We start from the raw sequence: 19,935 nt of genomic DNA on the forward strand, positions 1-19,935 counted from the left end.
CAGCCCTCTCCGTGGGCTTGATCTTCCTGCGGTGGCACGTTGTCACTCTTTGGTCTGGTCAGTTCATAGTGTTGAAACGCCTGGGCGATGGTGCTGCGCAGTTGTGCGTCGTCCCAGGGTTTGGTGAGGAACTTGTAGATTGCGCCTTGGTTGATCGCGTCTGTCACCGAGATCAGGTCGGTGTAGCCGGACAGCACAATGCGGATGGTGTCGGGGTAGAGATCCTTGACCCGGCTGAAGAACGCCGTGCCGTTCATTTCCGGCATGCGCTGATCGGAGAGAATGACCTGCACATCGTGTTTTGCCAGTAGGGCGAAGGCTTCTTGTGCTCGATTGGCGGTGAGTACTTGGTAGCCATCGCGGCGCAGCACCCGGGTCAGGGCGCGGAGAATATTCTCTTCGTCATCGAGCAGCAGCAGGGTTTGAGCGCTGCTATAGGCGGCGCTGCCCGGTTCTGGGAGGTGACGCTTGGCACGCTGTTGCTGCAGGTAATGTTCCAGCTGTGCCAGCGGCATGGGCTTGGCGAAGTAGTAGCCCTGGAATTCATCGCAGTGGCTTTTCTTCAGGAAGGCGACCTGCGGCTCGGTTTCCACGCCTTCGGCGATCACCTTGAGCTTCATGTGGTGGGCCATGGAGATGATGCCCTGGGTGATCGCTGCATCATGCTGGTCGCTGATCACATCCTGGATGAAGGAGCGGTCGACCTTCACTTTGTCGATGGGCAGGCGCTTGAGGTAGTTGAGGCTGGAGAAGCCGGTGCCGAAGTCGTCGATGGCGATGCTCACGCCCAGGTCTTTCAGGGCATGCAGGGTGTAGATGGCTCTTTCGGCGTTATCCATCAGCACGGTTTCGGTGATTTCCAATTCCAGCAGTTCTGCCGGCAGCAGGGTCTGGGCGAGGGTGCTGCGCACGAATTCGACGAAATTGGCGCGCTGGAACTGCACCGGCGAGATATTCACCGCCATCACGGCGTCGCTGAAGCCCTGGTCGAGCAACGAGCGGGCCTGGCGGCAGGCCGTCTTCAGCACCCACTCGCTGAGCGGAATGATTTGCCCGGTGTCCTCGGCCACGGGCACGAAGTATCCCGGTGAAATGAAACCCTGTTCGGCGTGCTGCCAGCGCAATAGCGCCTCGTAACCGATCACCCGGCCGCTGCGGCTGTCGATCTGCGGCTGGTAGTAAAGTTCGAAGGCCTCGGCCTCTATGGCTTTCTGCAGTTCGTTGCGCAGGGTTACCCGCTCATTGACCTTCTGGTTGAGGTCTTCGGTGTACCACTGGTAGTTGTTGCGGCCCTGTTGCTTGGCTTTGTACATGGCCAGATCGGCTTGCTGGATCAGTTGCATCGGTTGCTCGATGTGGCCGTCGTTGAGCGTGATGCCGATACTCGCGGTGATGTGCAACTCGACGCCGCCGACCGTGTAGGGGCGAGCGATGTTCTCCATGATCCGCTCGGTCACCAATAGCACGTCTTCTTCGCGGGCCAGATCCGGCAGGATGACGATGAACTCGTCGCCGCCAAGACGCGCCACGGTGTCGCCTGGGCGTACCTGTTGGTTCATGCGCCGCGCGACTTCGACCAGAATCAGGTCGCCGGAGCCGTGGCCCATGCTGTCGTTGATCGGTTTGAAGCCATCCAGGTCGATGAACATCACCGCCAGGCTGCGTTTGTAGCGCCGGCTGATCTGACAGCCCTGGCTCAGACGATCCTCCAGCAGCGAACGGTTGGGCAGGCCGGTGAGCACGTCGTGGCTGGCGTTGTAGGCCAGTTCGGATTCGAAGCGTTTCTGCTCGGAAATATCGTTCTGCACGCCGATGAAGTGGGTGATCTCGCCCTCCTCGTTAGGCACCGGCGCGATATACAGATCGTTCCAGAATGGCGTGCCGTCCTTGCGGAAGTTGCGCAACACCACATGGCTATCGCGTTGTTCCGCCAGGCCCTGGCGAATTTCGCCGATGCCCGTTTGTTCGCGCTCGCTGCCCTGGAGAAAACGACAGTTCTGGCCGATGGCTTCTGCGGCGCTGTAACCGGTGATGCGTTCGAAGGCCGGGTTGACGTAGATGATCGGCAGATCCTCGGCTAGCGCATCGCAGATCAACGCGCCATTGTAGCTGGCTTCCAGGCTGCGCTTGAGCAGGCGCAGTTGCTCGTCGGCCTCCTTCTGCGCGGTGATGTCGCGAAAGGCCACGACCCAGCCTTGCGGAGTATCGTCATCGAGTAGCGGGGCACTGTCATAGGCGATGTAGCGCTCGCCCTGAGGCGTCAGCGACAACCTGATTTCGCCGTGGTAACTACTGGTTCGCTCGTTATGCTCGCTGTCGTTGAGTGCCAGTGGCAGGTAGTTTGCCAGTGCCTGGCCGAGCAGCTCTTCGGCCGGTTGGCCAAGCAGTTCGGCGGCCGTCGGGTTGACAAAGCTCAGCTGGCCCTGGCGGTCGGCCGCCAGCAAGCCCTCGGCAATGCTGTTGGTGATTGCCGAGGTGAATTCCAGTTGTGCTTTCAGGCGTCGCTCGCCAGCGATCACCGCTTGCATCAAACGGTTGTTTTCCATTACCGCTACAGCCATCTGGGCAAATTGCTGGGCAATCGCCAAGTCATCCAGGTCGAACTCTCCGGTGTCTTTGTCGGATAACTGCAACAGCCCGAAATTGGCGCCGCGGTAGTCTTGCAGGGGCACGGCAAGCAAGCCGCGCATGGGTGGGTGGTAATTGTCGGCACTGCTCGCGACAGGCCAGTAGGGGCGTTTTTCCAGTTCTTCCTGGGTCAGCAGGGTGGGCTGATTGATCGCGCCGGCCAGGGCGCGGACGGCGCTGTTGCCGGGCGGGGCTGGACGATCCTGCCAGGCCGCGTATTTCTCCGAGAGCGAGACTGCGCTGATCGACTGCGTCCAGTTGTCGCCCTTATTCAAACTCATGGCCGACTGGTGTGCGCCGAGCAGCAAGCGCAGGCGCTCGCTCATGTAATCCAGCAATGCCTGGGTGCCCATGATGCTGTTGATGTTGACTGCGGTTTCACTCAGGCCGCGCAGCAGTTCGGCCTGGTGTTCGGAGTGTTGCAAGGCTTCGCGCAGGGCACGGGTCATGCGGCTGCGCTCGCCGATGTCCTTGGCGATGGCGAACACCCCGACAATCTTTTCGTCGATGATGATCGGCAGATTGGTGATGTCCAGTTCCAGTAATTGCCCGTTGCTATTGTGGCAGCGGACTTCGTAGCGTTGGGTGCTGCCGGTGCTGGCAGAATCAATGTGGGCCTGAGCCAGTGCCAGGTCTTCCTCGTGTACCAGCATTGAGATGTGCTGCCCGAGCAGTTGCTTCTCGCTATAGCCGGATAGCTGGCAGCCTGCCTGGTTCATGCTCTCGAAATTGCCGTTCAGGTCGAACGAGAACACCGGATCGGGGTTGAAGGTGAACAGCGAGCGGTGGCGCTGTTCACTTTCCTGCAGGCGTAGGCGGTCGTGTTGGCGCTCAATGGCGATGGCGGCCAGTTGGCCAGCGGTGCCTAGCAGTTGCAGATCCTCGTCTTGTGGGGCGCAGGGCTCACGGCTGTAGATGGCCAGGGTGCCGAGTACATCGCCATGGTGGGAAATCAGCGGGATTGACCAGCAGGCATGCAGGCCATGCCGCAAGGCCAGGTCGCGAAACTCATGCCACAGCGGATCGCTGTCGATGTCCTCGACTATTACCAGTTGGCGCCGGTACACCGCGGTGCCACACGAGCCGACGCTGGGGCCGATGGCGATGCCATGGATGGCTTGGTTGAAGCTGTCGGGCAGATTCGGTGCCGCGCCGTGGATCAGGTGCTTTTGCTGTTTGTCGACCAGCAGCACCGAGCACAAGGTGTTGGGAGCCTGGGTTTCGGTCAGCAGGCAGATGGTTTTGAGGATCTCCGGCAGGGGTTGGTCGGTGGAGATCATGCTGAGAATATCGCGCTGATCCTCGGCGTAGGCTTCGTTGTATACCAGGCGGGTGACGTCGTGGGCCACGGCGAACAGGGTGCGGTCGTTCTCCGACCAACCCGCCGACCAGAGCAGGTGGACGGTGCTGCCATCCTTGCGCCGGTAGCTGTTGCGAAAGCCATGATGGGATTCGCCGGCCATGATCGCCTTGACCGTGGCCTGGGTGTTCTCGCGGTCTTCGGGCACGATGAATTGCAGGTAGGACTGGCCGATCAGGGTTTCCGGCGGGTAACCGAGGATTACGCTGACGGAAGGGCTGAGCTGGGTGAACCGCCCCTGTTCGTTGATCGAACAGAGCAGATCCATGGAATAGTCCATGATCTGTTGATTCAGGGTCTGCAGTTCGGCCAGGCGACGCAGGCTGAGCTCCAGCGCCTGGTTGCTCTGCTGCAAGTGTTTGGACCGCTCGATGGCCAGGTGGGCCAGGCGCTGGCTGACCATGATGACGAGGCTGAAGGCCAGGCCGAATAGCATCACGATGCTGGGCAAGTGGTTGGCGCTCAGACGGCTTGTCGCGATGCCGTGATAGCTGACTAGACGCCAGTTGCCGGCGCTCGGTTCGAGCAGCTGGTGTTCGCCTATCTCTATGGGCTGATGACCGGCCATGTCGAGCAGCAGCTGCCGATCCTGGTAGATCCGCACGCCGAACTTGCCAAGCTCGCTGCCCAGACCGTCCTGCAGGGTGCGGGCCAGATCCAGACTGGTTACCAGCATCCAGCCAGGGTTGTTCGGCAAGCTCAGGCGGATCGCCATAAGCCCCTGTGGGCGAACGGCGAGGTTATAGGCCTCGCTCATGTGCGGCTTGGCGTCGACAGGGATGCGTGCTAGCCACGCGTGCGGCTCGGGCTGGGTGAGCAGGGCGGTCAACTGTTCGGTTTCTGCGTCGCTGCGGCCGAGCAGCCGCTGCGGGTGTAACTGCTCGTCGACTAGGGTTATCGCCTCGATGTCGGCAAAATCGCGTAAATAGTTGCGAATCTCTTGTTGCCACTGGGCGTGAGCGGGCAGGCTCCCGTTCACCGCCCAGTGCTCTGCGGTGCGCTGGATCAGCGAGAGGCGAGTATTCAGGGTGCTTATGATCGAGCCCTGCTGTTTGGCCAGTAACAGTTCGCTTTGTCGGTTGTTCGACTCGATGTTCTGCAGGCTCAGCAGATACCAGATGCTGCAGGTGATGAGCGCTCCTAGCGCCCCGGTCAGCAGGGTCTTGCGGTCGAGCAGGTGGTCACGTTCAGCGGGCAAGAGATTGAGGCCAAGCAACGCAAGGCCCATGGACAAGGCGAACAGATTGGCTGAGGCGCTGATGTTGGTGTTGAAGCCCAGGCGCCAGGTGTCGGACTCTGGCAGCCAGGATGACAGCAGCGACAGGCCGGCCAGGGCAAGCACCAGGAGCCCGAGCGCACCGTTCAGGCGTTTGCCTTTGCTGCCCCATTGGCTGCTCAGTAAACCCAGGGCGAGCAGGCAGAATATCAGGGCCAGGGAGCTGCGCATGCGCAGATAGCCACTGATCAGCGACTGGCCTTGATCCGGGCTGCCGCTTGGCAGGTTGTGCGCCAGGCTGTAGAGGGCCAGGCCCAGCAGCAGGCTGAGCGCCAAATTGGCCAGTCTGGTCTTTTGGTGCGTGCAGCCCAGGAGTCCAACGCCGAGCAGCAGGCCGGCCAGGGCGCTGTCCGGCAGGAGCACGACCTGGACGGTGCCGGGGTGCGGCCAGAACAGGTAATCCAGCAGGCTGATGCCGCTCAGGGTCAGAATGGTGAAGGCCAGGATATGCAGATAGGCCTGGTAAATCATATGGCGGGTCTTGATGTCCATTCTCGAGTCCCTATCGGTCTGCGCCGGCTGACGCGGATGATCATCAGTTGGGCTGAGCGTCGTCCTGCTCATCGATCAGTACTGAACCCTGGCTGTCGCGGCGTACTCGGGTAAGGCCTGGGTACTCGACCTCCAGGCGTAGCAACTCGTGCTGCTGGCGATCGAGGGCGCTTTGTTGTCGGCGCACCTGCATAAGCAAACGCTGGTTCTCGTCGCGCAGGAGAAACAGGTCGATGGCGCCGCGCAACGCGGCTTCGATCTCGAAGTCTTCCCAGGGTTTGGCGATGAAGCGATAAACCTCCGCCTGGTTGATCGCCTGTATCATCGCCTGGCGATCGCCATGGCCGGTCAGCATTATGCGCATGGCGTTGGGCTGACGCTGTTTGGCAAACTGCAGGTAGGTGACACCGTCCAGGAGCGGCATCTTGAAATCGGAAACAATCACCGCGTAATCATGCTCGGTCAGCGCGTCCAGCGCCTCTTGCACATCGCTGAAGGCATGCACTTCCCAGTCGTGAGGGCGCAGCACCCGCTGCAGTGCCTTGAGTATCTGCGGTTCGTCGTCCAGCAGTTGAATTTTGATCATGAGGTCTTCTCCGTAGCGAGCGTGGCATCCTCGGCGGCGCGGACAAACAGGGTGTAGTGCCCGCCTTCACTGGCTTCGAAGGCGATCAGTTTGTCGATCAGAAGAGCGGTCAGCGGTTTGCCCTCATTGAGCAGCAGCATGCCATTGTCGGCGTGCAGGTTGCGCGCCAGCAGCATGCCCGGCTCCAGGCGGCGGGTATCCAGGGCGAGAATGCTCGGGTCGGCCAGGGTGATGTCCGGTGCCAGCTCGGTGCACAGGCTGATGAATTGTGCGCACAACTCCGGGTCGTAGAGGCGCCCGCTGTATTTGTTGATCAGCAACAGCGCTTCATCGCGGTTTAGCCGGCGCTCGAGAATGCTGCCGCGTTGCAGCTCGATGAAGTCCACGGCCAGTTTCAGCAGGCGTGAGCCGAAGGGCGTGGCTGCACCCTTGAGGTGGTCGGGGAAGCCGCTGCCATCCCAGCGTTCCTGATGGTGGCGGATCATTCGGGCCGCATCCTGCAGCGGCTCCAGGGTCATCAGCAGATTTTCGCCCTGAACGGGGTATTGCCGGTAACGCTCGCGCTCCTGTTTGTAGAGGAGGTCGGACGGCCGGCTGAGCAGTTGATCGTCCCAGGTCAGCTTGCCGATATTGTAGAGTGCGGCGGCCATGGTCAGGTCGCGGCTGGGGCCGGCGTCGAGGCCATGCAGCTCGGCATAGGCGCGTACCAGGGCGATGACTTGGGTGTTGGTCTGCTTGTCCCGGGGAATGCGCTGGTTGACCAGGCTGGAGAACACCTCGGTTGCCGTTACATAGCTGCGTTTGAGTTCCTCGTAGGCCAGATCGAGCATGTCGGCGGTCTGTTCCAGCTCGCCGGTGCGCGCCATGACCCGCTGCTCCAGGGTTTCGTTGAGTTCCTGCAGGCGCTGGTTCTGTTCCAGAGCCAGCGCTTCCAGGCGTACTCGCTCGCGTTCCGAGTATTGGTAGGCCAAGGCTTGGCGCATGGTTAGGCGCAGTTCGTCGTCGTCCCAGGGCTTGCTGATGTAGCGGTAGATCTGTCCCTGATTGATGGCGCGAATGGTGGTGCCGATATCGGCATAGCCGGTGAGCAGGATGCGCATGCATGTAGGCCAGTGCTTCTGCACTTCAGCCAGCAGGGTGGCACCGTCCATGCCCGGCATGCGGGCATCGGAAATTATCAGGTCAATTGGCTGGCTGCGCAGTATTTCCAGGGCATGGGTACCGCTGCTGGCGGTCTGCACGCTGTAGGGTTCGCCCCTGAGCACGCGGCGCAAGCTGTTGAGGATGTTTTCTTCGTCGTCCACCAGTAAGACGTTGGTGGTGGCGCTAGTGTTCGGTTCATTCATAGCGAGCGATGTCCTCCTGGGCCTGGGTCTGGGCCTGTGGCTGGGTTGGTTGCTGGATCGGCAGCCAGACACGAAAGCGCGTGCCCTGGCCGAGCGTGCTGAACACCTCGATCCGGCCACTGTGCTTGCGCACGATATTGTATGACAGCGATAAACCCAAGCCTGTGCCTTTGCCTACCGGCTTGGTGGTGAAGAATGGCTCGTAGATGCGGTTGAGCAAGTGCGGTGCAATGCCTTGGCCGCTATCTTCCACCTCCAGCCAGGCCCAGCCGTTCTCGTGGCCGCTGCGCAGGGTGATGCGACCGAACTGCTCGATGGCGTGGGCCGCATTGACCAGCAGGTTCATCATTACCTGGTTGATTTGCGAGGGCATGCATTCCACCGCGGGCAGCTGGCCGTATTCCTTGATCACTTCGGCCTTGTACTTGAGCTCGTTATTGACCACCTTGAGGGTGGTGTCCAGGCCGCGATGCAAGTCGGCGAGGCGGAATTCGTCCTCCTCGAAATGGGAAAAATCCTTGAGTGCGGTAATGATCTTCTTGACCCGTTCGATGCCATCCTCGGATTCACCGATCAGTGCCTCGACATCGCTACGGATGTAGTCGTATTCCAGGCTGCGTTTGAGCTGTCGCAGTTCGTCCAGGTTGGCCGCGCTATCCACTCTGTCGATAATTCGCAGCAGGTCATGCACGTAGCTGGCGAGGGTGCGTAAATTGGAGAACACGTAACCGATCGGATTGTTGATCTCGTGTGCCACGCCAGCCGCGAGCTGGCCGATAGCCGCGAGCTTTTCCGACTGCATGAGCTGAGCATTGGCTTTTTCCAGTTTCTTGATCAGTTGCTCTTGCTCGAACTGTTTGCTGCTCAAGGCATGCAGGGTGGCGTCCAGCTGTTTGTTATTGCGTGTGAAGTCGGTGCTGTCATACAACAGCAAGCCAAACAGCGACTGGCCCTCGCTGCTCTTGAACGGAAACAGTAGAGTGTTTTGCAGCATCAGCGGGGCATACTCCCCGGAGATGTCGAATGGCAGCTGAATCAGGTATGGTTTTTCGCGCCCCTCGGGGCAGGCACGCTCGCCATGTTCGCGGGTCAGGGCTAGCATCTCGTTCAAGCAAGGGGTGTCGGCTTCGGGGAAGATGTGGGTCAATGGCTGTTGCTGCGCCTGCTCAAGCGCCTTGCCGCTACGTTGGCTGATGAAGCTGTTCCAGTACTGAATGCGCAGCTCGGAATCGAGGATGATCACTCCGATTTCGATATGCTCAACAAGAGCAGAGGCCAATTCACTTTGGCGGCTATCCATGGCGCACTCCGCTTGACGGTCAGGCTGGTAGTTGTTGGTGTTGCCTGGGTTGCGTGTTGATATCCAGTATACGACTTTATTTTGACGTCCAAATGATGGCGGTGCTGGCCCTTCGCTGCCACACTTATTTTCAATATGTCACTCAGGTTAGCCCATGGCGCAGCCACCAATGGATGATTCGGTCATTCAGTATCACTTCGAGTTTGCCGATGGTCGCAGTTGGCAGCATAAGGTCGATCTGGCGGTGGCGTTGCCCGGTACGCCAGACGACAGGCCGCCGAGCTGGGCGCACCTCGGGTTCCAGCAATGCGGACACTGCCCGCTGCGTGAGGCGGATACGCCCCATTGCCCCTTCGCCGTCGCGTTGCTCAAGCCCGTCGAGGTGTTGGCGCAGCTGCCTTCCTATGAGGAGGTGGCTGTGCGTGTGTTGTGGCGGGGTAGAGACATTCGTCAGCGTACCTCGTTGCAGCGTGCTTTCGGTTCGCTGCTGGGTGTGCTTGGGGCCGCTTCGGGCTGCCCGCACACGCGTCAGCTTAAAGCCATGGCCTGGTTTCATCTGCCGTTCAGTGGCTCCGACGAAACGCTGTACCGGGTGTTCGGCACCTACTTGCTCGGCCAATACCTGCGCCAGCAGCGAGGCATGAATGCGGACTGGTCGCTGACGGGCTTGCGTGAGGTCTATCGCAACTTGCGCTTGGTCAATCTGGGCATGACGGCACGCCTGCGCGCTGCGGCAGGCGAAGATTCGGGGCCGAACGGCATGATTCTCCTCGACTTGCTGGCAGCCGACACCTTGTATTCGCTGGATCAGTACGAGGGAGAGCTGGATCGCTTCTTCGAGGCGTTTTTCGAGTAGCTCCGGGGCGGAGCAGGAAGAGCGGGGATGGGGAATGAGGCTATTCCCCATCCCCCGGCAGCGCAGGCGGGGGATGCCGGGGTCTTCATCGCCCCGACCAGACGCCCGCGTCAAGTACCCGAGCCGGGGCGGGTGGATTAGCGGTCGTCGAGGGCGAAGGCGGTGAGGGTAAAGGTGGGAATGCCGATGTCTTGCAGCTTTTGTGAGCCGCCCAGTTCGGGTAGGTCGATGATCGCAGCGGCTTCATAAATGCTCGCGCCCATGCGCCGCACCAATTGTGTGGCGGCCAGCAGGGTACCGCCGGTGGCGATCAGGTCGTCGAACATGAGTATTTGGTCGCCTTCGCAGAGGCTGTCGGCCTGTACTTCGAGAAAGGCCTCGCCGTACTCGGTCTGATAGCTCTCGCGCAGTACATCGCCGGGCAGTTTGCCCTGCTTGCGAAACAGAATCAGCGGCTTGTTCAGCTCATAGGCGATGATCGAGCCAATCAGAAAACCGCGGGCATCCATGGCGCCGATATGGCTGAACTCGGTTTCGACATAGCGCTGGATAAAGCTGTCGGCGACCATGCGCAAGGCGCGCGGTGACTGCAGTAGCGGGGTGATGTCGCGAAAATTCACCCCGGGCTTGGGGAAGTCCGCGACCGGGCGGATCAGGGTTTTGATGCTGAATTCGTCGAAAATCATCGCGCGAGTCCTACCGTTTACGGGAGTGGGCTCAAGGCTCCGGTTGGCGGCTGGGCGCCGTTCGTGTTGCGCTCAGCCATCGAGGCTGCCACCGGCCAGGGCGCACAGCTCGATGGGGTCGAGAATATGCACCGATTTGCCTTCGGTCTCGAGCAATTGGTTCTGCTGGAAGCGGGTGAATACCCGGGAGACGGTCTCCACCGCGAGGCCTAGGTAGTTGCCAATTTCGTTGCGCGACATGACCAGACGGAACTGGTTGGGAGAGAAGCCGCGGGCGCGGAAACGGGCGGACAGGTTGACCAGGAAGGTGGCGATGCGCTCGTCGGCGGTTTTCTTCGACAACAACAGCATCATCTGTTGATCGTCACGGATTTCCCGGCTCATGATCCGCATCAACTGGCGGCGCAATTGCGGCAGCAGAATCGACAGTTCGTCGAGCCGATCGAAAGGGATTTCACAGACCGAGGTGGTCTCCAGCGCTTGCGCAGACACCGGATAGGACTCGGTGTCCATGCCGGACAAGCCGACCAGTTCGCTGGGCAGGTGGAAGCCGGTGATCTGCTCTGCACCATTGTCGCTCAGGCTGAAGGTCTTCAGCGCGCCGGAGCGCACGGCGAATACCGAATTGAATACGTCGCCTTGGCGGAACAATAACTCGCCTTTTTTCAGGGGGCGGCCACGCTTGACGATCTCGTCCAGCGAGTTCATGTCTTCTAGATTCAGCGAAAGCGGTAGGCACAAGGTGGCCAGACTGCAATCCTTGCAATGGGCTTGGTGTGGCGTATGCAGCTTGATGCTTCCGGACATCGGCGTCGATTCCTAGGTAAAACACGCAATGCCCATAAGGTTACAGCAGGGGGGAGGTCTCAGCCAGTCGAGGAAAGCCTTAATCGGTTAGCAGAATGCGACATAACAGCGCCGGCGAATGATCGCTCGTCGTAGGTTTACCGATAAACCGCGACACCACAACCCGGCAGCCCTGCGCGCTGCATTCGCCGCGGGGCGCACGACCCCATGGGAGAGGTAGGGAAAATGTCGGGAACATTTCCGACGACCCCCATGGATGGGGGGAGGTAGGGAAAATGTCGGGAACATTTCCGACGACCCCCATGGATGGGGGGAGGTAGGGAAAATGTCGGGAACATTTCCGAGAACGGGCGCGGCTTCCTGCAAGATCCTGGGCAGACCATGGATCCATGGATAAGCGGGTTAACAGGCCACTGGATCACTTGCGAGAAGCGCTGGTGGCTTGAGGTAGCGATCGAACAGTATGCACAGCGAGCGAACCAGCAGGCGGCCGGCTGGGCGCACGTCGATGCCTTCAGTGGTCAGGCTGATCAGGTCGTCCTGAGCCATTTGCTGCAGTTGTGGCCAGATTTCGGCGAAGTACGTGCGGAACCGAATGCCGTGAGCCTGCTCGATCTCGGCAAAGCTCAGGCGAAAATGGCAAATCAGCTGCTCAATCACCGCACGTCGCAGGCGGTCGTCGGCATTGCAAAGCAGCCCTTGCTGGGTGGCCAGTTGGCCGTTGGCTAGGGTTTGCTGGTACTGGTGCAGTTCGCTGTCGTTCCGGCAGTAGAAGTCGCCGATCTGGCTGATGGCCGATACGCCGAGGCCGATCAGGTCGCAGCGGCCGTGGCTGCTGTAGCCCTGGAAGTTGCGCTGCAGGTTGCCGTCTTCCTGGGCGTAGACCAGTTCGTCATCGGCCAGGGCAAAGTGATCCATGCCGATGTAGCGATAACCGGCTGCGCCGAGTTGGGCGATGCTGCCCTGGCGTATCGCCAGTATGTCGCTCGGGCTGGGCAGGTCGTTGCAGTCGATGCGTTGCTGCGCCATGAACCGCTCGGGTTGGTGGGCGTAGTCGAATAATGACAGCCGGTCGGGCTGCAAGGCGATGATTTCGGCCAAGGTCAAGGCGAAGCTTTGCGGGGTCTGCTTGGGCAGGCCATAGATCAGGTCGATATTGATCGAGCGGAACTGCAGGGTGTGGGCGGCTTCGACGAGGGAGCGGGTTTCGTCCAGGGTGTGCAGGCGATTGACCGCGCGCTGTACGCATGGGTCGAGGTCTTGTACGCCAAGGCTGACCCGATTGAAACCCAGTTCGCGGAGCAGGCCCATGGTCGGCCAGCCGGCTTCGCGCGGGTCGATCTCGATGCTGTAGTCGCCGGAGTCGTCATCCAGCAGGTTGAAATGCTGGCGCAACTGGCTCATCAGCTGACGCAGTTCGGCATGGCTGAGAAACGTCGGAGTGCCACCGCCAAAGTGCAACTGCTCGACAGTCTGGCAGCGGTCGAGGTGGTGGCCGATGATGGCCATCTCGTGCTCCAGTTCGCATAGATAGGACTGAGCGCGACCGCGATCCTTGGTGATCACTTTGTTGCAGGCGCAGTAATAGCAAGCGTGCGCGCAGAAAGGTATGTGTACATAGAGTGACAGTGGGCGCAGTTGCTGGCGGCTGTCGCGCAGCGCGTGCAGCAGTTCGAATGAGCTGACGCCACTGTGCATCTGTGCGGCGGTGGGGTAGGAGGTATAACGCGGCCCGGCCCGGTCGTAGCGGCGGATCAGATCCGTATCCCAATGAGTGGCGTCAAGCATACGGGTAGTCCCCGGTCGAGCGGTAATGCCGGAGAGTCTAAATGAGGCCTGCTGGGATTGTGTTGACCTGCGTCATGCTGTCGCAGGTTCCGGTCGCAAGCCGTCAACCTCAAGTTCGAGGCCGTATTGTTGCCGCTTGCCGCTTATGGTTTGTCGCCGTATCAATGCCCCATCAGCCAGTGTTGATGCGGGCCGGGCAGGGTCCACAGGCCGAACAGAATCACCAGCAGGCCGCCGGCCATGCGCACGCCTTGTTGGCGCAGCAAGGCGGTCAGGCGTTCGGCGGCCATGCCGGTGGCCAGCAGCACCGGCAGGGTGCCGATGCCGAACGCCAGCATGAGTGCCGCGCTGTCGAGGGCATCGCCCTGGCTCGCCGCCCAGAGCAGGGTGCTGTAAACCAGGCCGCACGGCAGCCAACCCCAGAGCCCGCCCAGCAGCAGGGCGCGTGGCCGGCTGGTGACGGGCATGAAGCGACGGGTCAGCGGTTGAATGTAGCGCCACAGGCCGCGGCCAAGCGCTTCGATGCGGGTCAGGCCGCTCCACCAGCCGGCCAGGTACAGGCCCATGGCGATCAGCAGCAGCGCTGCTATAACCCGCAACAGCATGGCCGCCGGGCTGCTGGCTACGGCCCAGCCGGCCATGCCGAGCAGCAGACCGGCAGTGGCATAGCTGAGAATCCGCCCGAGGTTATAGCAGAGCAATATTTGCAAGCGCTGGGCGCGCTGCTCAGCCGGGATGGCCAGGGTCAGTGCGCCCATCAGACCGCCACACATGCCCAGGCAATGACCGCCGCCCAGCAGGCCGAGCACCAGGGCAGACAGCAGCAAGGGCGCCAGCTCAAGCACGGGGCGGCTCCTCGTTGTCGGTTGGCTCATCGGTTTTCTGCGCCTGGCTGGCGCCGGCCTTGTGCATCGGGTCTTCGTCGTCGAACAGGATGCTATGGGCCGGGCCGTCGAGGTCGTCGTACTGGCCGCTGTCGACGGCCCAGAAGAACAGCCAGATGGCGAAGCCGACCAGGGCAATGGCAACCGGAATCAGGATGTAGAGGGCGGGCATGGGGCCTCCGGGAGCCTATGGCTGTGGGGTGCGCGTCAGGCGCAATGCATTCAACACCACCAGCAGCGAACTGAGCGACATGCCCAGCGCGGCCCAGATCGGCGTGATCCAGCCGATGGCGGCGAACGGCAGTACCAGGCCATTGTACAGGCTGGCCCAGGCCAGGTTTTCGATGATGATCCGGCGGGTGCGGCGGGCCAGGCTGAAGGCCTGTACCAGGCTGCCCAGGCGGTTGGACAGGAGTACCGCATCGGCGCTGGTTTTCGCCAGGTCGGTGGCGCTGCCCATGGCCACGCTGATGTCGGCGCCGGCCAGCACCGGCACGTCGTTAACCCCGTCGCCGAGCATCAACACCCGGCGTCCCTGTGCATGCAGTTGGTGCAGCTCCGCCAGTTTGGCATCCGGGGTCAGGCCGCCACGGGCGTGTTCGATGCCGAGTTGGCGCGCCACCTCGCCGACCATCGGCGAGCTGTCGCCCGACAGCAGCAGCACCTGCCAGCCGCGCGCGCGGCAAGCGGCGAGCAGGGCGGGGGCGTCATCGCGCAGGCGGTCGTCGAGGACGAACCAGGCGAGCGGGCCCTGGCCGTCGCCGAGCAACAGCCACTGGCCCTGTGCGCCGGGGATTGCAGGGGCGGCCTGGCCGCTCAGCTGGCTGACGAAGTCGGGCTGACCGATGCGCAGCTGGCGTCCGCCGACCAGCCCCTGCAAACCCAGCCCGGGAATGCTGTCGACCTGTTCGGCGGCCTGCGCCGCACGGCCAAAGGCACGGGCGATGGGGTGTTCCGAGCGGTTTTCCAGCGCGGCGGCCAGGGCCAGGCAGGCGTCGCTGTCCAGTGCGCCGAGCGGGTGAATGGCGTTCAGGGTCAGGCGGCCCTCGGTGAGGGTGCCGGTCTTGTCGAAGATCACCGTGTCGATCTGATTGAGGCCTTCCAGCACATGGCCGCGGGTCAACAGCAGCCCCAGCTTGTGCAGACTGCCGGTGGCGGCGGTCAGGGCGGTCGGGGTGGCCAGGGCCAGGGCGCAGGGGCAGGTGGCGACCAGCAGGGCCAGCACGATCCAGAATGCCCGCGAGGAGTCGAGCTGCCACCAGACCAGACCGACGACGGCGGCCAGCACCAGCACGATCAGCAGGAACCACTGCGCCGCCTGGTCGGCGATCTCCGCCAGGCGCGGCTTCTCGCTTTGCGCGCGCTCCAGCAGGCGGACGATGGCCGACAGCCGGGTGGCATCGCCAAGCGCCTGCACCTCGACGGTTAGCGGCCCTTCGACGTTGAGGGTGCCGGCGGTCACGCTGTCGCCGACGTTGCGCGGTTGCGGCAGGTACTCGCCGGTCAGCAGCGATTCGTCGATGCTCGACTGGCCGCTGAGAATCCGCCCATCGGCCGGCAGCAGGGCGCCGGGCGGCACCAGTATCTGTTCGCCTGCGCGCAGTTCGCTGAGCAGGATGCGCTGGCTTTGGCCGTCGGCATCCAGGCGCAGGCAGGAGGCCGGCAGCAGGTTGACCAGCTGCGCGGTAGCCGCCGCGGTGCGCTCGCGGGCGCGGCGTTCCAGGTAACGCCCGGCGAGCAGGAACAGGGCGAACATGCCGACCGCATCGAAATACAGCTCGCCCTGGCCGGTGACGGCCGACCAGATGCCGGCGCCATAGGCGCCGCCGATGGCCAGGGACACCGAGACATCCATGCTCAGGTGGCGGGTGCGCAGGTCGCGCAGGGCGCCGCGGAAGAACTGGCCGCAGCAGTAGAAGACGATGGGCGTGGTGAGGAACAGACTGACCCAGCGCAGGATCTGATCCAGCTCGGGGCTGAGGTCGATGTTGAATTCCGGCCAGGTGGCCATGGTCGCCATCATCACCTGCATCCACAGCATGCCGGCCACGCCCAGCTCGCGCATGGCCCGGCGGTTTTCCCGTTGCAACTGCTCGGCGGCGGCATCGGCCTGCCAGGGGTGCGCGGCATAACCGATCTTGCGCAGCTCCTTGAGCAACTGGCTGAGCGCCAGCTGGCTATCGGCCCAGCGCACCTGCAAACGGTGGTTGGACAGGTTGAGGTGGGCCTCGGCGATGCCGGGCAGTCCGCGCAGGTGCTTTTCGATCAGCCAGGCGCAGGCGGCGCAACTGATGCCTTCGATCAGCAGGTGGGTTTCACTCAGCTCGCCGTGTTGTTCGACAAACGGCTGCTGCACATCGGTGCGGTCATACAGGGCCAGTTCGTCGGGCAGGGCTTGCGGCAGGCTGTGCGGGTTGGCGGCGCTTTCGCTGCGGTGTTTGTAGTAGTGCTCCAGCCCGCCGGCGACTATGGCCTCGGCCACCGCCTGGCAGCCCGGGCAGCACATGGCGCGAGTCTCACCCAGGATCTGGGCGTGAAAGCGGCTGCCGGCGGGAACCGGTAAGCCGCAGTGGTAACAGGGGAGAGGGCTTGCCATGGGGGAGCGGTCTGAGGCCTGGTGCTTGAGCATGCTGGGCGCAGCAGGCTGCGCCGTCAATTGTGCGGCTGAGCGCTATTGCGCATCGCCGAGCTGGATGGTTTTGCCGCTTTCCAGGGTTTCTTCTTCGAACAGGCGCCAGTCCTTGCCGCCTTCCTGACCGATCAGCTCGACGAAGCGCCGGCCCTGCACCGCATCCTGCATCTGCCCGTGGTACAGGCCCTGGCCTTGCGGCTGCAGAATGATGCGGCGGTCGCGCTCCGGTTGGGTTGGCGAGATCAGGTTCAACACCAGTTGTGGCGGGCCGCTATAGCCTTGCAGCTGCAATTTGGCCAGCCCGCTCGCGTCGTCGAGGTCGAGGGTGGCGCTCAATTTCAGGCGCTCGGCCAGGGCTTCGCGCTCCAGCGACTGGTTGATGCCTTTGCCGACATCGTAATAGTCGTCGGAAATCAAGCCCGGCGGGTTGCGCGTGGCGATGGTCAGCAGGGTCAGCCCTTGCGCCACCGAGTAACCCAGCAAGGCAATAAGGAACCAGGGCCAGAATTGCTTGAACCAGGGTTTGATCGGTGCTTGGTCAGGCATGCTTGTCCTCTTGATCAGCGAATGCTCGGGCCGATAAAGCGGCTGGCGGCGTCGTTGTGGATGCTTGCATCGTCCGCGGAACGGATGCGGAACATGATTTCATTGGTGCTGGACGGCAGGCTCGAAGGGTCGATCGACAGCTCGACCGGCAGCGACAGCACTTCACCGGCAAGCGCCTTGACTTCACGCTTGCCTTCGTAGACCAGGCCGTCGAGGCCGTCGGCTTCGATCAGGTAAGTGACCTCTTGCTGGGCTTTGTTCATGATCTTCAGGGTGTAGACGTTCTCGATCCGGCCTTCCTCGTTCTCGCGGTAGAGCACGCGATCCTTGAGCACATCCAGTTCGACCAGCGAGCGGTTGGCCACGGCCCAGGCAAAGACCGTCATCATGGCCAGCAGGGCGACGGCGTAGCCGATCAGGCGTGGGCGGATCAGCTGGGTTTTCTGCCCCGACAGGTTGTGTTCGGTGGTGTAGCTGATCAGCCCTTTCGGGTAGTTCATCTTGTCCATGATGCTGTCGCAGGCATCGATGCAGGCCGCGCAGCCGATGCATTCGACCTGCAAGCCGTCGCGGATGTCGATGCCGGTCGGGCAGACATGCACGCACATCTTGCAATCGATGCAGTCGCCCAGGCCTTCGGCCTTGTAGTCGGCATTGCGTTTACGCGGGCCGCGCTGCTCGCCACGGCGTGGGTCGTAGGAAACGATCAGGGTGTCCTGGTCGAACATCACGCTCTGGAAGCGCGCATAGGGGCACATATAGATGCACACCTGTTCGCGCAGGTAACCGGCGTTGCCGTAGGTGGCCAGGGTGAAGAAGCCGACCCAGAAGGCCGCCCAGCCGCTGGCCTGCAGGCTGAAGAGTTCGGCAATCAACTCGCGGATCGGCGTGAAGTAACCGACGAAGGTGATCGCCGTGAGCAGGGACACGCCGACCCAGATGCTGTGCTTGGCCAGCTTGCGCAGGAATTTCTGCGCGTTCATCGGTGCCTTGTCGAGTTTCATGCGCTGGTTGCGGTCGCCTTCGGTGACCTTTTCCGCCCACATGAACACCCAGGTGAACACGCTTTGCGGGCAGGTGTAACCGCACCACACGCGTCCGGCATAGACGGTGATGAAGAACAGGCCGAAGGCGGCGATGATCAACATGGCCGACAGCAGGACGAAGTCCTGGGGCCAGTAGGTGGCGCCGAGGATATGGAATTTGCGCTCTGGCAGGTTCCACCAGACGGCCTGGCGGCCATTCCAGGTGAGCCAGACGGTGCCGAAATAGAGGACGAACAGCAAGGCGCCGCCGAGCATGCGCAGATTGCGGAAGATGCCGGTAAAGGAGCGGGTATAGATTTTCTCGCGATTGGCGTAGAGGTCGACGGTTTCGACCTTGGCCGGGGTGACGTCTTTAACAGGAATCTGCGTACTCATCAGTTCATACCACGGCGGTTGGTTGGCTGCCCCGGCCGATACATGTCGGCCGGGGTCATTCTCGCTATAGCGCTATGGTACGCCTGGCTTGCTCTGCTTGGGCGCGACTGTGGGTCGCGCGCAAGCAGGGGGGAGAATCACTTCTCCACGGGTTGTTGCGACAGGCTGTACACATAAGCCGCTAACAAATGCACTTTGTCATTGCCGAGGAAGTTTTCCTGGGCGGGCATCTTGCCGTTGCGACCATAGCGCAGGGTCTGCTGAACCTGAGCGAAGCTGGAGCCGTAGAGCCAGGTCCGGTCGGTCAGGTTCGGCGCGCCCATGGCCTGTTGGCCCTTGGCGTCAGCACCATGACAGACTGCACAATTGGTCGCGAAGATGTTTTGACCTGCGGCAACGTCTATCTCGATACCTTCCGGGCTTTTCAGGCCGGACAGGCTGCGCACGTAAGCGGCCACATTGCGGATACCTTCTTCGCCCAGCGCCGCCAGTTGCGCGGGCATCATGCCCTGGCGACCGCCCATGATGGTGGTCTTGATGGTTTGTGCTTCGCCGCCGTACAGCCAGTCATTGTCGCTCAGGTTGGGGAAGCCGTAGGCACCCTTGGCGTCGGAACCATGGCACACCGAGCAGTTGGAGGCGAACAGGCGACCGCCCATCTTCAGGGCTTGCTCGTCCTGGGCGACCTGCTCGATTGGCATGGCGGCATATTTGGCGAAGATCGGCCCATATTGCGCGTCGGCCTTGGCCATTTCCTTTTCCCACTGGTGCGCGCCGGTCCAACCCGCATTGCGCATGCCGTCACTGACTTGAATGTCGGTGGCGAATGGCGTCTGGGCCTTGTTGTCGAGGTATGCGTAACCCGGCAGCAGGCCTTTGAAGTTGCCCAGGCCCGGATAGAGCACCAGGTAAGCCAGGGCGAAAACGATGGTGGCGAGGAACAGCATGAACCACCACTTGGGCAGTGGGTTGTCGTATTCCTCGATGCCATCGAAGCTATGGCCGACAGTCTCCTCGGTGGTTTCCTGGCGTTGGCCCTTGCGGGTGCCGAAAATCAGCCAAGTCAAGGCGAAGATGGTGCCTAGCGATAGGATTGTTACGTACCAACTCCAGAACGTGGTCATTGGTTATTGCTCCTGGAAGATTTTTCGTCACGCTCACTGGGTTTTGGATCATCGGCGAAGGGCAGATTGGCGGCTTCGTCGAAGCTCGATTTGCGCTTGCTGCTATAGGCCCAGAGCACCACGCTGATAAAAGCGATGAACACCACTGCCGTGCCTATGCCGCGAATGGTCCCGACGTCCGTGAGAAAAGAAGGCATGCTGGG

The 19,935-nt window shown here is 61.9% G+C and carries 15 protein-coding genes; 1 reads left to right on the top strand and 14 read right to left on the bottom strand.

The annotated features are described in order from the left end of the window. The 4 genes from P8H27_RS19800 to P8H27_RS19815 all read right to left on the bottom strand — a co-directional run. On the bottom strand, positions 1-5,756 hold a 5,756-nt coding region (locus P8H27_RS19800; RefSeq protein ID WP_289639448.1), incomplete at its 3' end, for an EAL domain-containing protein. 43 nt (positions 5,757-5,799) lie between these two features. Further along, on the bottom strand, positions 5,800-6,342 hold the full coding sequence (locus tag P8H27_RS19805) for a response regulator (protein WP_289639449.1): 543 nt from the start codon (positions 6,340-6,342) through the stop codon (positions 5,800-5,802). Further along, on the bottom strand, positions 6,339-7,688 hold the full coding sequence (locus tag P8H27_RS19810) for an HD domain-containing phosphohydrolase (protein WP_289639450.1): 1,350 nt from the start codon (positions 7,686-7,688) through the stop codon (positions 6,339-6,341). Before P8H27_RS19810 ends, P8H27_RS19805 begins: the two co-directional genes overlap by 4 nt. Further along, the gene (locus P8H27_RS19815) at positions 7,681-8,988 is read right to left on the bottom strand and encodes an ATP-binding protein (protein WP_289639451.1); all 1,308 of its coding nucleotides are present in this window, start codon (positions 8,986-8,988) and stop codon (positions 7,681-7,683) included. The genes P8H27_RS19810 and P8H27_RS19815 overlap by 8 nt, the downstream gene beginning before the upstream one ends. Before the next feature lie 154 nt (positions 8,989-9,142). Between P8H27_RS19815 and P8H27_RS19820 the strand changes: the two genes are divergently transcribed. Continuing rightward, on the top strand, positions 9,143-9,844 hold the full coding sequence (locus P8H27_RS19820; protein ID WP_289639452.1) for a DUF6901 family protein: 702 nt from the start codon (positions 9,143-9,145) through the stop codon (positions 9,842-9,844). Between the two features lie 137 nt (positions 9,845-9,981). Here P8H27_RS19820 and P8H27_RS19825 read toward each other — a convergent pair whose 3' ends face one another. The 10 genes from P8H27_RS19825 to P8H27_RS19870 form a co-directional block, all read right to left on the bottom strand. Next, on the bottom strand, positions 9,982-10,530 hold the full coding sequence (locus P8H27_RS19825; protein ID WP_289639453.1) for an adenine phosphoribosyltransferase: 549 nt from the start codon (positions 10,528-10,530) through the stop codon (positions 9,982-9,984). 72 nt (positions 10,531-10,602) lie between these two features. After that, complete coding sequence (gene fnr / locus P8H27_RS19830; protein WP_289639454.1) at positions 10,603-11,337, bottom strand: fumarate/nitrate reduction transcriptional regulator Fnr; 735 nt, start codon at positions 11,335-11,337, stop codon at positions 10,603-10,605. A gap of 402 nt (positions 11,338-11,739) precedes the next feature. Then, positions 11,740-13,125, bottom strand: a complete 1,386-nt coding sequence (gene hemN / locus P8H27_RS19835; RefSeq protein WP_374761375.1) for an oxygen-independent coproporphyrinogen III oxidase — start codon at positions 13,123-13,125, stop codon at positions 11,740-11,742. Between the two features lie 161 nt (positions 13,126-13,286). Continuing rightward, positions 13,287-13,970 carry a sulfite exporter TauE/SafE family protein gene (locus tag P8H27_RS19840; RefSeq protein WP_289639455.1) on the bottom strand — a complete coding sequence of 228 codons (684 nt, stop codon included), beginning with the start codon at positions 13,968-13,970 and terminating at the stop codon, positions 13,287-13,289. After that, the gene (gene ccoS, locus P8H27_RS19845) at positions 13,963-14,181 is read right to left on the bottom strand and encodes a cbb3-type cytochrome oxidase assembly protein CcoS (RefSeq protein WP_289639456.1); all 219 of its coding nucleotides are present in this window, start codon (positions 14,179-14,181) and stop codon (positions 13,963-13,965) included. The genes P8H27_RS19840 and ccoS overlap by 8 nt, the downstream gene beginning before the upstream one ends. A gap of 15 nt (positions 14,182-14,196) precedes the next feature. After that, complete coding sequence (locus P8H27_RS19850) at positions 14,197-16,605, bottom strand: heavy metal translocating P-type ATPase (RefSeq protein WP_289639457.1); 2,409 nt, start codon at positions 16,603-16,605, stop codon at positions 14,197-14,199. A 75-nt stretch (positions 16,606-16,680) separates the two neighbouring features. Continuing rightward, on the bottom strand, positions 16,681-17,187 hold the full coding sequence (locus tag P8H27_RS19855; protein WP_289639458.1) for a FixH family protein: 507 nt from the start codon (positions 17,185-17,187) through the stop codon (positions 16,681-16,683). Between the two features lie 14 nt (positions 17,188-17,201). Next, complete coding sequence (gene ccoG, locus P8H27_RS19860; protein WP_289639459.1) at positions 17,202-18,608, bottom strand: cytochrome c oxidase accessory protein CcoG; 1,407 nt, start codon at positions 18,606-18,608, stop codon at positions 17,202-17,204. A gap of 137 nt (positions 18,609-18,745) precedes the next feature. After that, positions 18,746-19,732, bottom strand: coding sequence for a cytochrome-c oxidase, cbb3-type subunit III (ccoP, locus tag P8H27_RS19865; protein ID WP_289639460.1), 987 nt, complete (start codon positions 19,730-19,732; stop codon positions 18,746-18,748). Then, entirely contained in the window at positions 19,729-19,929 is a 201-nt protein-coding gene (locus tag P8H27_RS19870; protein ID WP_289639461.1) for a cbb3-type cytochrome c oxidase subunit 3, read from the bottom strand. The genes ccoP and P8H27_RS19870 overlap by 4 nt, the downstream gene beginning before the upstream one ends. Positions 19,930-19,935 lie beyond the last annotated feature (6 nt).

This window comes from Pseudomonas sp. sp1636, from assembly GCF_030376615.1.
Lineage (GTDB): Bacteria > Pseudomonadota > Gammaproteobacteria > Pseudomonadales > Pseudomonadaceae > Aquipseudomonas.

Bases quoted from the DNA above. Each gene is read 5' to 3' on its own strand.
- P8H27_RS19805 (WP_289639449.1), bottom strand. From the start codon at position 6,342: ATGATCAAAATTCAACTGCTGGACGACGAACCGCAGATACTCAAGGCA.
- P8H27_RS19810 (WP_289639450.1), bottom strand. From the start codon at position 7,688: ATGAATGAACCGAACACTAGCGCCACCACCAACGTCTTACTGGTGGAC.
- P8H27_RS19815 (WP_289639451.1), bottom strand. From the start codon at position 8,988: ATGGATAGCCGCCAAAGTGAATTGGCCTCTGCTCTTGTTGAGCATATC.
- P8H27_RS19820 (WP_289639452.1), top strand. From the start codon at position 9,143: ATGGCGCAGCCACCAATGGATGATTCGGTCATTCAGTATCACTTCGAG.
- P8H27_RS19825 (WP_289639453.1), bottom strand. From the start codon at position 10,530: ATGATTTTCGACGAATTCAGCATCAAAACCCTGATCCGCCCGGTCGCG.
- fnr (WP_289639454.1), bottom strand. From the start codon at position 11,337: ATGTCCGGAAGCATCAAGCTGCATACGCCACACCAAGCCCATTGCAAG.
- hemN (WP_374761375.1), bottom strand. From the start codon at position 13,125: ATGCTTGACGCCACTCATTGGGATACGGATCTGATCCGCCGCTACGAC.
- ccoS (WP_289639456.1), bottom strand. From the start codon at position 14,181: ATGCCCGCCCTCTACATCCTGATTCCGGTTGCCATTGCCCTGGTCGGC.
- P8H27_RS19850 (WP_289639457.1), bottom strand. From the start codon at position 16,605: ATGGCAAGCCCTCTCCCCTGTTACCACTGCGGCTTACCGGTTCCCGCC.
- P8H27_RS19855 (WP_289639458.1), bottom strand. From the start codon at position 17,187: ATGCCTGACCAAGCACCGATCAAACCCTGGTTCAAGCAATTCTGGCCC.
- ccoG (WP_289639459.1), bottom strand. From the start codon at position 18,608: ATGAGTACGCAGATTCCTGTTAAAGACGTCACCCCGGCCAAGGTCGAA.
- ccoP (WP_289639460.1), bottom strand. From the start codon at position 19,732: ATGACCACGTTCTGGAGTTGGTACGTAACAATCCTATCGCTAGGCACC.
- P8H27_RS19870 (WP_289639461.1), bottom strand. From the start codon at position 19,929: ATGCCTTCTTTTCTCACGGACGTCGGGACCATTCGCGGCATAGGCACG.